Origin of the sequence: Pseudolysobacter antarcticus (assembly GCF_004168365.1) — a bacterium.
GTDB classification, from domain to species: domain Bacteria; phylum Pseudomonadota; class Gammaproteobacteria; order Xanthomonadales; family Rhodanobacteraceae; genus Pseudolysobacter; species Pseudolysobacter antarcticus.
The window spans coordinates 2,944,745-2,960,298 of the sequence record NZ_CP035704.1 but is presented as its reverse complement, the minus strand read 5'-3'; the positions used below and the strand labels follow the sequence as shown (position 1 = coordinate 2,960,298).

Below are 15,554 nucleotides of genomic sequence, written 5' to 3'. Positions count from 1 at the left end.
AAAAAGTCACAGATTATTGGGTACTGCTCACCCTGCGCGTAAGGTGCGGATTTCGCGCCACAAAAAAAAGTGCAAAAAAAAGCGGAGCCCGAATGGACTCCGCTTGATTGATTACATCGCGGTTTTACGCGCGGAAGCGACGAGCGATCGTGATGCTCGCAAATGCCATCATGAGCAAGATCAACAACAGTGTGGCCGAGTTGCCGAGCGCCGGGATTGCCGCTGGCGTCAGCGGGATCAGGACTGGCGTTGGCGTACCGTTATTACCCGGATTGCCATCGTGATCGGGATCGGGATCGCTGCCATCCTGCGACGTATCCGAAATCGGCGGCCCGCTCGGTGGCGTGCCGATCGCCGTGGATGTATTGCTGAACGTGCGTACCGTGCCCACGGTGATTTGCACCTGCAGCGTGATCGTCGCCGCGCTGTAGGCCGGCAGCGTACTGCTAGCCGCCAGCAGATTGGTATCCGAGGTGCCGTTGTAATTGGCATTCGCGACAAGGCTGCCACTTGCCGTGACGGCTGTGACGTGGAACGCCGTTGCTCCAGCCAGCGCGACCGACAGATCATCCAGCACCTGCACATTGCTCAGATCGACATTGCCCGGGTTGGTCACATTGAACCCGAAGTTCAGCAAATACGTGTTGCTATTGGGATCCGTCTGACCGATGCCGATGAGGTGTTTGGCGATGCCGATCTGCGCCTGCAACGGCGGCAATACGACGGGGGTCGGATCGCCGTTGTTGCCCGGATTGCCATCGTGATCCGGATCAGGATCCGCGCCATTCTGCGAGGTATCACTCACCGGCGTATTGCCCGGTGCGGTGCCCGTGATGGTGGCGGTGTTGGCAAACGTACGCAGCGTATCGACCACGATATCGACATTTACCGTGACCGTGCTCGACGCGCCAATCGCCAGCGTGCTGCCTGCAGCGAGCAGGTTGCTATCGGCATTGCCGTCGTACGCCGCATTTGCGAGCAAGGTATTAGTGGCCGACACGCTGACGACTTGGAATGAGGTTGCGCCTGCAAACGCAGTTGCGAGGTTGTCGACGATCTGCACATTGCTCAAATCCGCATTGCCGGAATTGCTCGCGGCCAGCACGAAACTCAGATGGAACTTGCTGTGGTTGACCGCATCTTGCGTGCTGCTGGCGAGCGACTTGGCCAGGCCGAGTTGCGGCAATAACGCGGTGATGGCCACGGCGTAATCCTCGACTTCGCCATCCGGCGCCAAACCGTGCGGGCCGAGGCCGCCAGCGCTGCTCAAGCGGAAGCGTGCGTAACGTGTGCCGGCGACGGCCGAGCATGGCACGGCGTAGCTCAGCGAATTGCTGCCGGCGACCAGCGTGGTGCTGGCGAAGATATTTTCCGCCGCGTCGAACTGGCCGTTGCCGTTGAAATCGATCCACGCATCAAGCTTGCCGGCGGCATTCGCGGTGACCGTCACGGCGCCGGTGCCACAGGCCTGCATCGATCCGTTGAATACCACGCCATCCTCATCATGACCGGCCTGCGTGCAGGTTCCGGCGCCGCCGGTGCCAGCGCTGGTGTTATCGCCGGTGGCGCCCGTACTTGGCGCGCCGTCGGCTTCGGTATCGACACATTTGCCGAGATACAGTGAGGTGGTCGGATCGACCAGATGCCGCGCACCATCCGTGGCCAGCAACGTGCCGAATGAATCCGGCGCATCGCCGAAGTCGAGCGACTGCAACTGCACTTTGTAGTCCTCGACTTCACCATCCAACGCGAGGCCGGTCGGCGTGGCGATACCGGCAGAACTCAGGCGAAAACGCGCATAACTCACACCGGGTTTTACGTCGCACGGCACATTCAGCGTGAGCGTGTTTGCACCCGAGACGAGCGCCAGCCCCGTGGCGACGCGATCACGCGGATTGTCGAAATGACCATCGTGATCGAAGTCGATCCACGCATCCAGTGTCGGCGTGGCGATGCCGGCAGTATTGGTCAGGCTGATCGACAGCGAGTTCGACGAACACGCATTGAACGGGCCACTGAAAGTTACACCGTCTTCATCGGCACCGTCGCCGTCGGCGTTCACGCTGGGCTGGCCGTCGGGTTCGCCATCGACCGTTGCACCGAGGCTGAAACCCGGTAGCACAACATGATGCGCTCCGTTCGAAGCGAGCAGGGTGCCGTAAGTATCCGGCGCATCGCCGAAATCGTTGACGCCGACATTCACCGCGTAGTCTTCGACTTCGCCGTCCTGCGCCAAGCCGGTGGCGTTCAAGCCACCGGCGGAACTCAGGCGGAAACGCGCGTAGGTTTTGCCTTGCGCGGCCGAACACGGCACGTTGAAGTTCAGCGTTTGCACGCCGGCGACCACGGCGACATTGCTGAAGATCTTGTCGGTCGCATCGAACGTACCGTTGTGATCAAAGTCGAGCCACGCGTCGAGTTTGCCCGCAGCACTTGCCGTGACTTCGAGACTGGCCTGATTGCACGCGACCGGCGGCACCGTGAACTGGATGCCGTCTTCGTCGTCGAAACACAGCCCGAAACCCTGGCCGATGGCGCTGTTGTCGCCGTCGGCATTCACGCTCGGATGGCCATCGCTTTCGATATCGATGCACTGGCCCAAGCGCAGTGGGTTGTTGCTCAAATCGACCAGATGGCGCGCGCCATTCGAAGCGAGCAAGGTGCCATAAGTATCCGGCGCATCGCCGAAATCGAAACCTTGCACACGCACACGATAATCCTCCACTTCGCCATCGGGCGCGGGGCCGGTCGGGCCGAGTCCGATGGCGGTGGAGCAGCGGAAACGCGCGTAGGTGAAGCCGGCCAGCGCGTTCGCCGGTACGGCCGGTGACAGGATGGTCGGTGCGCCGGTTGGCACGGAAAGGTTGGTTGCGATCTGCTCGCCCGGACTATTGCCGAAGATGCCGTCGCCGTTCCAATCGACCCACGCATTCAACACACAGGCGACCGGCCCACCGGCGGTGACCGAGAACGCCGCGCTGCTGCCTTGCACCAGCGGATCGCTGAAAGTAACGCCGTCTTCATCGTGTCCCGGTTGCGCGCAGGTACCTGAAGTGAACACATTGGCGAGTGCGTCATCGGCAGTCGCGGCAACGTTGTTCTGCAGTCCGTTGTCCGCATCCACGCACGCACCGAGCCATGGCGCATTGGCCACGCCGAGCTTGTGCGACGGGCCGTTGTTCAAAGCGGTGGTGTTGTAGCTGCCCGGGCCGACGGTGCCGAAATCCGGCGCGTCGCCGTAGTCGTAATACGCGGTGACAGCGGGCGAAGTGCTGATGAAACCGAAGTCCAGCGTGAGGTTGGTATTGGCATCACCGTCTTCGCTGGTGGGCTCGCCGTTCGCGGTGAGGGTGATCGGCAAACTCATGACCAGGGCGCCGACCGTGGTGCCGTTATCGTCGCCGTTGACATCGTCATCGGGGTCCGGCGCGGGATCGTTGCCGGTCGAAGTGGCGAGGCCGAACAATGCACCGCCATTGATGAAGTTGGATGGATCGACCACGACGATGTAGTTACCCGCGGCGAGTTTGCTGAAGCGATAACGACCGGCAAATCCGTTGACTGTGGCGGTGCTGGTGGTGGCGATATATTCGCTGGTATCGGGTTTGCCGTTGTTGTTGGCATCGAGATACAAATTCAGGCGCACGCCATCGATACCGGCTTCGCCGCTCTGCGGTTCGTAGATGCCGTTGTTGTTGCTGTCGGCCCAGACCTGATCACCGAGCGACAAACCGCCGCTGGCCGTGATCAATCCGGCATCGATGCTATGGTTGTATTCGCCGGGTGCGAGCACGACTTCGACCGTTGCGCCATCAGCCAAACGCGCATTCGAATCCAGCGTGGTATCGCCGCCCGCGCTTGGTGTGGTGAATGCAGTGGCGGATGCCGGCTTGAGGAACTGCACGAAATAATGCAGCCCCGGCACGAGGCCATCGAAGTGGTAATAACCCGGTCGACCGTAGACATCGTCGGCGGTCACGGTGGTGGCAACCAGTGCGTCGCTGGCGGGTTCGGAGTTGCCGTTGCCGTTGTCGGCGAACAGTTTCACGGTGACGCCGTTGGCGCCGTCGGAAGGCGATTCGTTCTGGATGCCGTCGCCATTGCGATCGAACCAGACGTAGTCACCGAGTGCCGCGAGTTGCGTCGCCACGAGCCCGGCATCGAGATCGGGGAAGTCCTGATTGGCCACGAGCGCGATAGGCGCGGTGCATTGCGTGTTCGGATCGATATCCGAATCGAGCGCGCTGCTGCCGATATGCGGCGTGGTGAATACGAAGGTCGGCGGCGGCGTGACGCAAACGTAATAGTTGCCCGCGGCGAGGCCCGGGAAACGATACCAGCCAGGCGCACCGGTTGGGCCGTTGGCGGTGATCGTGGAGGACACCGGCACATCGTCGATCGTGCGCGGAATGCCGTCGGCACCGGGCGTGAACAAGCGCACGTAGACGCCGTTCAAACCGGTCGGGCCGTCGTTCTGGATACCGTCCTTGTTGACATCGACCCAGACGAAATCGCCGAGCGCGGCGCTGTCGCAGTTGCCGAGTGCGATACCGACTTTCTGTGGTTCGGCCGCGAGCGAGCCGAGGCCATCGGCGCGATCGGCCTGATACGCAAACGAGTTGTAGGCATTCGCGCCGGCCGGCACATTCCCCGGCGTGACCATCGAGAAAAAGAAGTCGATCGTGTCCGATGGCTGCACCACACGCGCGCCGAACTCGACTTTGAACGAACGCACGCTGGTGATCGGATCGGGCGCCGTGGTCGACCAGTTCGGCGCATCGCACGATGTGGTGGGGCCGCCGACTTCACCGCGACAAGGATTGCTCGATGTCGAGTAGGAAATGATCGTGCCCGGTGGCGGTGAAATCGGCGCGGTCAGCAGCGGCGTCCACAACGAACCGCGCGGCGTGGTATCGCGCACGCCGGTATCGCCGACCACCGGCAGAATATCGATCATGACGAAATTCTGCATCGGCTCGGTGCCGGGATTCTGCACATGCAGTTTGTACTTGAGCGCGCCGCCGATCAGCGAACCGGCCGAGGTGGAGACCGAACCCCCATCGCACGTGCCTTGAATAGTCTTGCTGGAAATCAGCTGCGCGATTGCTGCCACATTGACGGATGTCGTGGCCGTGCACTGCGTATTGGTGGTGCTGCCATCGCCGTCGAGATCCTGCGTGTCGACAGCCGAGCTGCCGGAGCAGCGCTGTGCCAGTCCGGGCGAATGGTTGCCGAGATCGAAGGTATTCGACAACGCGCCGAACGCCGCGCCGATACGAATCGTGGTGGAGATGTTGATCCACACTTGCTGATTGACACCGAGATTGCCGCTGCCGGGATTCCACTTCCAGCGCAGCAAGGTGCGGCCGCTGCCGGCGAAGTTGGGAATCTGCTGGAACACCTGCGGCGCGGGCAGACCGGTGCCTTGGTCATCGAAGGTCCAGCTAGCGAAGTTCAGGTCGACTGGCAACAAGTCGCTCGCGATCAATCCTTCCAGCGGCGCAGCATCGCTGGAGCGCGCATCGCTGCGCACACGCAGGCGCCAGCTGACCGTCTGGCCCGGGTTGAACGGGCCGGCGCCGGACAAATTATCCTTGGCCGGATTGAGCTGCACGAACGGCCCGCTCAAGGTGAAACTGTTGCAGGAGTTGTGTGGCACGTTGGTTGGTCCGGCCGTATAAACGGCTGAAAAATCGGCACAGTTCTGGATCGTATTGCCGATCGCGACTGGCGCGCCGTTATTGCCGGGATTGATGATCTTGCCGGTAATTTGCGGACGCGCATTGGTGCTCATGCCTGGTTGCGACTGGCCCAGTTCCCACTTGATGCGCGTGACGTATTCACCTGCGCCGAGACCCGGCGGTGGCGATGTCAGCGTCGTGCTGGTAGTCGCGTTGGGCGAGCTGCCCCACAGCGTGAAAACAGCCGGGGCGGTATTTTTTTCGTAGCTCACGCGTACGCCCACACCCGCCGCAAAATCGGCGAGGCTGTTGTATGAACCCGTGGTCACGCTGGCGAGCTGGAATTGCAGTGGCAGCGTATCGATGAACACCGTGCTATCGAGCGGCACGTTGCCGCTATTCGTGGCATTGAGCTCGTAGCTGAAAGTCTGGTTCAAGGTCGGCGGATTCGGTGAGTTGCCGTTGATGCCTTTCGAGAATCCCGCGCCGGGGCTTGGCACGAACGTCGTGACCGGATGGGTGACCGTGCCGATGCCGAAGTTCTGCGGCGGCTGGCCGAGTGGCGTGCCATCGGCGGTGAAACTATTGGTGACGTTGGTGCCGCTAGTGAAGGTTGCACTTGGGAAGGTGACGTTGACCTGGATATCGCAATTGGTGCCCGGTGTCAGCGGCAAGCTGCACGGGCTGGTCCACGTCACGGTGGCGGGCGTGGTACCGACGCAGCCGGGCTGGCAATCGGCGGCCGGCGTCGCGCCGTTGAATACTGTGCCGGTCGGCAATGTATCGACCACCGGGCCGAGTGCGGTCAGGTTCAACGAGCCGTTGCTGTTGCTCGTCACCGAAATACGCAAACGATACGACTCGGGCAGATCGAGATTGGCCGGCGAGGTCAGCAGCGATTTCGCCAGAGTGACTTGGACGCTCGCCTTCGCCGTCACGACGACTGGCGGTGTGGTGATCGTGCCGGGTGATGCACCAAGATTGATGCCATCGGCAGTGTTGGTCGCAGTCGTGCCATCCGGCGTGGTGCCATTCGGGAAACGCACATTGACTTGCAGATCGCCGCTGTTGCCGGCGGGCAGCGGCGAGATCATCACGAACTGAACGCGCGTGCGACCGCTGCCGCCGAAATTCGGCGTAACGTTGATCGCTGCGACATCCCCGGTCGGGCTGGCGGGCACGCTGGAAATGAACTGCACTTCGGCGGGAAGCAGATCGACCGCCTGCGCATTCAGGCAAGGCCCTGCAGTGCTGCTGCAGTTGTAGGTGAGGCGATAAGCAAACGCCTGGCCGGCCTGTTTGGTATTGCCCGCATCCACGAGGATTGCCGACTTGGTCAGCGATTGCGCGTGTGCTGCCAGCGAAAATGCGGCCGTGAAAACGACCGCGGCGAGGCAGAAACCGCGCCAGAAAGAATTACGCATTATTTTACCCCTGCAGCAGGAATGTGGCGCACATCACAGACATTGTGATGTCGGTGTGAGAGAGCCTTGATGCTACTTCACAAACGTAAAGAACACTAACGTTAACGTATGTGAAATCGCCGAAATGCCTTCGGGTTTGCAGATGTTTTCATTTGCGGTCGTAACCGCAACGAAACTCACACCGGACGAAGTTGCTCATCGAGCGAGCGGGTTTTTTCGGTCACGCTGTCGCCGGAGTGCAAGGTCGATTTTCGCTCGATCAGCATCACTAGACATTCATCGTTCGCGATCGGATTATGGCGCACACCTTTCGGTACGACGAAGATTTCGCCGATATCGAGTTCGACCGACTCGGCTTCCATTTCGATGCGCAAATGACCTTGCAACACCATAAATAGTTCGTCTTCGTCGGCATGTGCATGCCAGCCGAAAATGCCGTGTAACTTGGCAACCTTGACGTAGTTGTCGTCGAGCTCGGCGACGACCCGCGGCGACCAAAATTCGGTTAGCGCGGCAGCGATGTTTTTTGGCGAGGTGACGAGCGGCATGGAGGGTTCCTGCAGGTGAACAGTCAGCGGACAAGAAAGTGCGTTGTACTATCAGTGTGCGCAGGCGAATTTATCGGGCACGCAGATACAGCACCTTTTGATTCGAGCCAGCCATCGGACGTTCTTCGGTGACAAAAAGATCGGTCTTGGCCTTGACCAGATCGGAGAGTTTCTTGAAACCGTACAGGCGTGAATCGAAATCCGGCTGCAGCTTGGTCAGATAACTGCCGAACATCGCGATGTTCGCCCAGCCCGCGTCGTCATGGGATTGTTCCAGCGCGGCCAGCACGAATTTTTTCGGGAAACTTGGCGTTGCCAGTTTCGCCGGTTGCGGTGATGGCGTGGTGTTGCTGATCTTGCGTGCGCGTGCGGGTTTTTCCACCGGCGTTTCCACCTCATCGCGCGGCGTAGGCCGCAACACTTCGGTGAAGATGAACTTGTGACACGCATTGCGAAACGCCGCGGGCGTTTTCTGTTCGCCGAAGCCCAGCACGGTCAGACCTTCCTCGCGCACGCGCATCGCCAGGCCGGTGAAATCGCTGTCGCTCGTAACCAGGCAGAAGCCATCGAATTTTCGCGTGTAGAGTAAATCCATCGCGTCGATAATCAGCGTGCTGTCGGTCGCATTCTTGCCGGTCGAATACGCAAACTGCTGCACCGGTTTGATCGCATAACGCTGCAATACTTTTTTCCACGAGGCGCTGGTCGGTGCGGTGAAATCGCCGTAAATGCGCTTGACCGTGGCTTCACCAAAACGCGCGATTTCGGCCAGCAGACCTTCGATCACCGCCGCTTGGGCGTTGTCGGCATCGATCAGCACAGCCAGCTTCAAGCCTGATTCTTCGGTGTCGTTTTTTGTTGTGGATCGCGGAGTCGTCATGTTACTTCAGTGACCTCGATTCGTGAACGGGCGCGCGGTTGATGCGGCGGATCGCACAGTGCATTTTCAGTACCGATTTTGCATCGTGGTTTCAAGCAAGTCACGCACGAAGTGGCGCGCATACATATCGCTGCTGGCTGGCAGCGCCGCGTTGCAAGTTGCTCAATACATGCCCGCCACATTTTGCCGTTTACAATGGCGCATCGACAATGCCTCGTCATATTTTCAATCACGCTTGGAGAATCGCATGTACAAAACCCCCGCGTACGCCGCTATCACCGCCAAGGCGCCGCTGACGCCGCATTCCATCGAACGCCGCGAACCTGCCGCGCACGAGGTGCTGATCGATATTCTGTTTTGCGGCGTGTGCCATTCGGATGTGCACCAAGCGCGCGAGGAATGGGGCAAGGGAATTTTCCCGATGGTGCCGGGTCACGAGATCGTCGGCAAAGTTGCCAAAGTAGGCAGCGCGGTCAAAAAGTGGAAGGTTGGCGATACCGTTGGCGTCGGTTGTTTTGTCGATTCCTGCCGCGAGTGCGCGCCGTGCAAGGCCGGCGAAGAACAATACTGCGACAAGGGCATGACCGGCACTTACAACAGTGTCGAGCGCGATAGCAAACAGCCCACTTACGGCGGTTATTCGACGCGTATCACGGTGGATGAAAAATACGTGTTGCGCGTGCCCGAAAGTATTCCGCTGGAACGCGCCGCGCCACTGTTGTGCGCGGGCATCACCACCTATTCGCCGCTGCGGCATTTCGGCGTCAAGGCAGGCGACAAGGTGGCCGTAGTCGGCCTCGGCGGTCTCGGTCACATGGCGGTGAAACTGGCGAAGGCGATGGGCGCGCATGTCACGGTACTGAGTCATTCCGATAGCAAGCATGACGATGCGCTGCGGCTTGGCGCGGATGCATTCGCCGCGACCCACGACAAGAGCAATTTCAAGAAATTCGCGGGCAGTTTCGATTTCATCCTCAACACCATTTCCGCGCAGCATGACTACAACGCCTATCTGGGTTTGCTCAAGCTCGACGGCACGATGGTGCTGGTCGGCATGCCCGATCCGATTCCGCTCGCGGCGGGTTCGCTGATCATGCGTCGTCGCCGCATCGCCGGTTCGTTGATTGGCGGCATTCGTGAAACGCAGGAGATGCTGGATTTCTGCGCCGAGCACGGTGTCGCATCGGATGTCGAAGTCATCGCGATCGACCAGATCAACGAGGCGTACGAACGCATGATCAAGGGCGACGTGCGTTATCGCTTCGTGATCGATTGCGCCAGTCTCGGTAAGTGAGCTGCTGACGCCGCAGATCGCACGCGCTTGGATAGAACTAACGCAGCGCGGCTTTGATTTCTTGCGCGACTTCCGGGTCGGGTTCCTGCCATGCCGCGAGCAAGACTTGCGCCTCGCTATGTGCAGCTTGCGCGTCGATACGATTGCCTTGTGCATAAGCGATGCGTGCGAGCAGCGCTTGTGTTGCCGCGAGTCCGCCGTTGTCGCTGGCGAAATGCTCACAGCGCAGTTGTAAAACCTGTTGCGCGAGCAGTTGCGCTTGATCAGTTTTGCCGAGTGCGAGATTGGTCTTCGCCAGACCGAACAAGGCTTGCGCATAACGTGGATCGTTATCCGCATTCAGCGCATGCAATGCATCGAGCGCCTGCTGGTAAGTTTCTTGCGCGGCCTGCGTTTGGCCGTTCGCGAGCAGCGCGCTGGCCAGCGTATTGCGGATCGATTCAACGTCGCGACTTTTGCCGAGTTTGGCCTCGGCAATCGCCATCGCCTTGCGCGCATGTTCCACCGCTTCAAGCGTATTGCCGCGCCGGCGCGCGAGCTGACTCAACGCGTTCAGATCGCTCATCACCAGTGGATGCTCGTCGCCGACTTGGGCGCGGTGTTTGTCGAGTGCATTGCGCATCAACGGTTCGGCTTGATCGTAGCGGCCGAGTCGCATCAGCACCACCCCCCAATTATTGCTGATCGTGATGGCCGGCGGCGTGGTTTCAAGGTGGTTGGTACGGAAGATCGCGAACGACTCGCCGAGCCGTGCTTCGGCGATCACAAAATGTTGTTGCGACATCGCCAGCAAGCCCAGCGAATTGAGCGTATTTGCGGTATCGGGATGTTGCGCACCAAGCGCCTGGCGCTGAATTTCCAGGGCGTGATTCAGCGCCGTTTCGGCTTCGTCGAGCCGCCCTTGCTGCCGCAAGGTGCCGCCGAGCAATTGCAGCGTTTCGGCGATCGCCGGATGATTTTCGCCGAGACGTTTTTGTCGCGCGTCGAGCGCCAGACGCACTTCGACTTCGGCCTCCTTGCTGCGCATTTGTGTCATCAGTTGTGTGGCGTAATCGTTGTGCATCTGCGCCACCGAACTGTGCTCGGGGCCAAGTGCGGCGGTGGCGCGCGCGATCGCGTCGATGAACGCCGCGCTGGCGCCGTTATAATCACCGAGGCGGCTCAGCATCAAAGCCTGCAGGTGCTGATCGCGCGCGCTGTCGGCTGCGCCTTGGGCACCGCGCGCCGCATCCAGTGTAGCGGCGATGCGGGTATCTTCGAGCGCTTGCTTGAGCTTGCCCTGTTTTTCGTCCAGCAATGCTCGTTCGGCATACACGGCACTTTTTTGCGCATCGTCGCGGCTGAGTTTTTGCGATTCGTCGAGCAGGGTTTGAGCTTCGTCGTACTTGCCAGTTTCGCGTTGCACGATCGCGAGTTCGAGCGCACCACGCGCGCGTTCCGCCGCATCGCTTTGCCCCGAACTTGCCGCCAGTGCGCGCGCTTGCGTCAACAGCGTGGCGGCATGCTCGAACTGTCCGAGTTGCCGATAAAGAATTCCGAGCGTCTGCAACATGCTGGCTTGCAGCCGTGGTTGATCGGCGAGTTCGGTTTGCGCGCGCGCGGCGCCTTGATCGAGCAAATCACGCGCGGTGATACGCGCACCAGCAGCGCGATCCGGCGCCGACGCATCGAACACGCTGGTCAGGAATCGCTGCGATGCCAACGCTAGCGCGGCTTCGCTTTCGGCACGATGCGCTTGCCACAGCGCGATGCTGCCGCCGGCAATGATCGCGCTCAACGCCAGCACACCAGCAAAACTGGCGATCGCATGACGTCGCACAAAACGGCTGAGTCGATAGCTGCTGCTATCTGCGCGCGCTTCGATCGGATGATTGCCTTGCCAGCGCCGGATATCGTCGGCAAATGCCTCGACCGTGGCGTAGCGGCGCGCAGGTTCGTCATCGCACGCACGCGCCACGATGATGCCAAGATCGCCACGCAAGGATTTCGGCGTAATGCTTTCCGGGCCGTTCGCACCGACCTGCAAACGCGCCTGCATCAATCGCAATACCGGTCGGCCGGCAGTCGCGTGCGTATTGCCGTGGAAACGCGCGCCGCTGAGCAACTCGAACAACAGCACGCCGAGGGCATGGATATCGGTCGCGGTACTTATTGCCTCGCCGCGAATCTGCTCCGGCGCGGCATAAGCGCGCGTGAGAAAACGCGAGGCTGCGGTGGTCTGTTCATCCTGCTCGGTGTCTTCGAGCACCTTGGCCACGCCGAAGTCGAGCAGCTTCGGTTCACCACTCGCATCGACCAGCACGTTGCCGGGTTTGATATCGCGATGCACGATCAGCTGGCGATGCGCGTACGCGATCGCATCACACAGCTTGCGCAGCAGATCCAGACGTTGCGTGAGATCGGCCTGCGTCTGCTCGGCCCACGCCATCAGTGGCTGGCCCTCGACATATTCCATCACCAGATACGGCTGACCGTTGGCGCTCAGGCCGCCATCGAGCAGGCGCGCGATATTCGCATGCTGCAGACGCGCGAGGATCTGTCGCTCGCGGCGAAAACGCTGCAGGATGTCGCTGCTGTCCATGCCGCGTCGAATCAGTTTCAGTGCGCCGTGTTGGACGAAATCTGTGCCGCTGCGTTCGACCAGAAACACCGCGCCCATGCCGCCGCGTCCGAGCGTGCGTTGCACGCGCCACGCACCGATTGCGGTATCGACCGGCAGCTCGTCGAGGCTATCGTCATCGGATGGCGTTAGCGTCGCAGCAAGCGCGAGGGCTGGCCGATCGAGTATTGGCGCGCCATGTTGGGTTGCGAGCAACTTCAGCACTTCCGCATGCAGTTCCGGCTCGTAGCCACAACGTTGCTCAAGCCACTCGGTTTGTGATTCGAGTGGCTGATCGAGTATCTCGCGCAGCACAACAAATGCGCGGCGTTTAAGGTCGAGATTCATGTGCGCCCTGACTGCTCATCTCGCTGGACAAAAGCGCGCGTGCCGCCTGCCAGTCGCGCATCACCGTGCGCAGGGTCAGTCCTTCGATTTCGGCAATCGCCGAAAACGCCATGCCACCGAAAAAATGCAATTGCACAACACGTGCCGCACGCTCATCGATCTGCTCCAGCGTGGTCAATGCCTGATCCAGTGCGAGCACCGCAAACGCATCGTCGGCAGCATCGGGCAGTGCTTCATCAAGCGTCACATGCAGCGCGCCGCCGCCGCGTTTGTCGGCCTGATTACGCCGCGCGTGATCGACTAGTACCTGACGCATCGCGCGCGCCGCCAATGCCATGAAATGCATGCGACTGCCCGGCGGCAAGGCTTGCGGAGCCGCGAGCTTGATAAAGGTTTCGTTGACTAGTGCGGTGGTCGAAAGGGTTTCGTTGTAACCGCGACGCAACTGCCGATGCGCGCAACGGCGCAGCTCTTCGTAGAGTACGTCGTATAACTGATCGCGTGCCAGATCGTCGCCGCGATCGGCCGCGGCCAGCAGTTCGGTCACACTGTCATTCATGCGAGCTCCGGAAATAGCACAAACATTGCAAGGTTCGGAGTCATTTGCACTCAGCATTACTCAAACGTGCATTGTACGGAGCTGGCATGTATGCGTGGCGTTATTTGCAAGCTATGCATCCATTCGACTTGCGCGTTAGCGAAAAAAATCCCCCGGCGTTTGCACGTCGGGGGATCGATGTTTCAAGCGGTGCTGATGCGCGACAATTACCGATGCGCTAAGCGTCCACTGCGTTTTGCACCTATGGTGTACAGATCGCGAATGCCTTGAAAGTTATTGGGCCACCACCGCCGCTACCGAAGTTTGAGCCGGTGACGGTCCACCCGTTATTGGTGGCGTTCGGGAAGCTTTCGTTGAGGACCGTAAAATACTTCGTACCCGCGACGATCGACATGCCGCCGCTGACCACGCGTTGTGTACCCGGACAAAGCACAGTGATGGTACAGGTGGTCCCGGATGCGCAGTCTGTGGTCGTGGTCGGCGTCACCGTGGTTAAAGTCTGGCTGAGCATCGGCGTTGCACCGGTAGAGCCGGTTGATCCTGCTGGCCCGGTCGTACCCGTCACGCCTTGCGGCCCCTGTACGCCTGTTGCACCGGCACCTGTGGCGCCGACCGCACCGGTGACACCGGTCTGACCCTGTGCACCTGTCGCACCCGCTACGCCAGTCGCACCGGTGACACCTGCTCCCGTAGCACCTGTTACACCGGTTGCGCCAGTTGCACCCTTGACCCCAGCCGTACCGGTCATTCCGGTTGCGCCGGCCACGCCTGCGCCGGTTGCACCTGTCGGGCCAGTAATGCCTTGCGAACCAGTCTGACCGGCAGCGCCAGTGACGCCTGCTCCGGTAGCTCCGGTACTACCAGTAACGCCTTGTGAACCAGTTTGTCCGGCAGCGCCAGTGACACCGGCTCCGGTAGCTCCGGTATTACCTACCGAGCCTGTGGCGCCCGCACTTCCAGTTGCGCCCTGGATACCCGTAGCGCCTGTTACACCAGCACCTGTTACGCCAGTAGCTCCAGACGCACCAGTCGTGCCGGTCGCACCTTTTGCCCCAGCTGTTCCGGTCATTCCGGTTGCGCCGGCCACGCCCGCGCCGGTGGCACCCGTTGGGCCAGTGACACCTTGCGAACCAGTCTGTCCGGCAGCGCCTGTGACGCTGGCTCCTGTAGCGCCGGTATTACCGGTTGATCCTTGCACGCCGGTCGTGCCGGTAGCACCGGCCGAGCCGGTGGCGCCAGTTGCGCCATTAGCTCCGCTGCCCGTTGCACCAGTTGCGCCTGCCAGGCCATTGCTGCCGGTGAGTCCGGTAGCGCCCGTTGCACCTGCCGTGCCGGTGGCGCCGGTCGCACCAAATCCGGTTGCGCCGGTAATACCGGTCGGGCCAGCAGCGCCTGTGGGGCCGCTAACGCCGGTCGGGCCAGCAACGCCAGCGGGAGAATTCAATGCGTATTGCGCAACGGGAACCGTACCCACCGGTTGACGTGCCGACAGGATCTGGCCGTTGACGGCAATTTCGAGCCAGTATTGTTGTGTGTTGAACACTTGGCCGAAATCTAGATCGGTGGTGAACAGGCCGTTGACCACGGTGATGTTCTGCGGCGGTATAGCCAAGCCAACCTGACTGCCGCCAGTAGCAGCGTCATACAACTTGAAGGTGAAAGTGTAGCTCGCCGAAGCAGGCAATGAGCCACCTGCGCTGAGCTGGCCTTGATAGGTAAACGCCGTGGTCTGCGTTTGTGCGGCCTGCACCACATCAAAGGCGCCCATCGACATCAGCGCGCTGGCAACGTACATGCAAAGTTGATTGCGTTTCATGATCCACACACCTCGAATCCGTTAAAGAATATTTCGTCGCGTCCGCTGATCGCAGCCACCGTCCAGAACCCGGAAATAACCGAATACGTACCGCCGCTGGAATAGCCCGGCACCGGTTGCCCGATCGTGCCCGACAGGTCAAAGCAGCTGTTGTGCGCGTGTAATTGACCGACGCCCGTGATCACGTGCCAATCGATGCTGAAGGTCGGATCGACCTGCGGTGCAGCAGTGCCGACGGACGTCGCTGTCTGCTGCGTTGATTGCGCGATCACGCTGCTACTCGCAGCGAACAATGCCGCCGTGAGCAAAAGCGCTGCGCGTAACCGTAATGATGAACGGATGCTCGAACGCATCCAACCTGGTTTTTTTCGCATGAAAGCCCCTGTAGCTGAATACAAAAAACCG

At 60.6% G+C, this 15,554-nt stretch carries 8 protein-coding genes; 1 reads left to right on the top strand and 7 read right to left on the bottom strand.

Going from position 1 to position 15,554, the window contains the following annotated elements; genetic code table 11:
- Positions 1–124: 124 nt before the first annotated feature.
- The 3 genes from ELE36_RS12620 to ELE36_RS12610 all read right to left on the bottom strand — a co-directional run bounded on the left by ELE36_RS12620 (position 125) and on the right by ELE36_RS12610 (position 8,533).
- On the bottom strand, positions 125–7,105 hold the full coding sequence (locus ELE36_RS12620) for a GEVED domain-containing protein (RefSeq protein WP_129833830.1): 6,981 nt from the start codon (positions 7,103–7,105) through the stop codon (positions 125–127).
- A 176-nt stretch (positions 7,106–7,281) separates the two neighbouring features.
- Positions 7,282–7,653: a cupin domain-containing protein gene (locus ELE36_RS12615; RefSeq protein WP_129833828.1), complete on the bottom strand. Its 372-nt coding sequence runs from the start codon at positions 7,651–7,653 to the stop codon at positions 7,282–7,284.
- 70 nt (positions 7,654–7,723) lie between these two features.
- On the bottom strand, positions 7,724–8,533 hold the full coding sequence (locus ELE36_RS12610; protein ID WP_129833826.1) for an NYN domain-containing protein: 810 nt from the start codon (positions 8,531–8,533) through the stop codon (positions 7,724–7,726).
- Between the two features lie 247 nt (positions 8,534–8,780).
- Here ELE36_RS12610 and ELE36_RS12605 point away from each other — a divergent pair, with 247 nt between their 5' ends.
- Positions 8,781–9,827, top strand: coding sequence for an NAD(P)-dependent alcohol dehydrogenase (locus ELE36_RS12605; RefSeq protein WP_129833824.1), 1,047 nt, complete (start codon positions 8,781–8,783; stop codon positions 9,825–9,827).
- Between the two features lie 37 nt (positions 9,828–9,864).
- Here the strand turns inward: ELE36_RS12605 and ELE36_RS12600 are convergent, their stop codons facing one another.
- The 4 genes from ELE36_RS12600 to ELE36_RS12585 all read right to left on the bottom strand — a co-directional run bounded on the left by ELE36_RS12600 (position 9,865) and on the right by ELE36_RS12585 (position 15,421).
- A complete protein-coding gene (locus ELE36_RS12600; RefSeq protein ID WP_129833822.1) occupies positions 9,865–12,774 on the bottom strand; it encodes a serine/threonine-protein kinase in 2,910 nt (969 codons plus the stop codon).
- Positions 12,758–13,333 carry an ECF-type sigma factor gene (locus ELE36_RS12595; RefSeq protein WP_165371592.1) on the bottom strand — a complete coding sequence of 192 codons (576 nt, stop codon included), beginning with the start codon at positions 13,331–13,333 and terminating at the stop codon, positions 12,758–12,760. Before ELE36_RS12595 ends, ELE36_RS12600 begins: the two co-directional genes overlap by 17 nt.
- A 241-nt stretch (positions 13,334–13,574) precedes the next feature.
- The gene (locus ELE36_RS21010; protein ID WP_207215771.1) at positions 13,575–15,149 is read right to left on the bottom strand and encodes a collagen-like domain-containing protein; all 1,575 of its coding nucleotides are present in this window, start codon (positions 15,147–15,149) and stop codon (positions 13,575–13,577) included.
- Positions 15,146–15,421, bottom strand: coding sequence for a hypothetical protein (locus ELE36_RS12585; protein ID WP_129833818.1), 276 nt, complete (start codon positions 15,419–15,421; stop codon positions 15,146–15,148). The genes ELE36_RS21010 and ELE36_RS12585 overlap by 4 nt, the downstream gene beginning before the upstream one ends.
- Between the last annotated feature and the right edge of the window lie 133 nt (positions 15,422–15,554).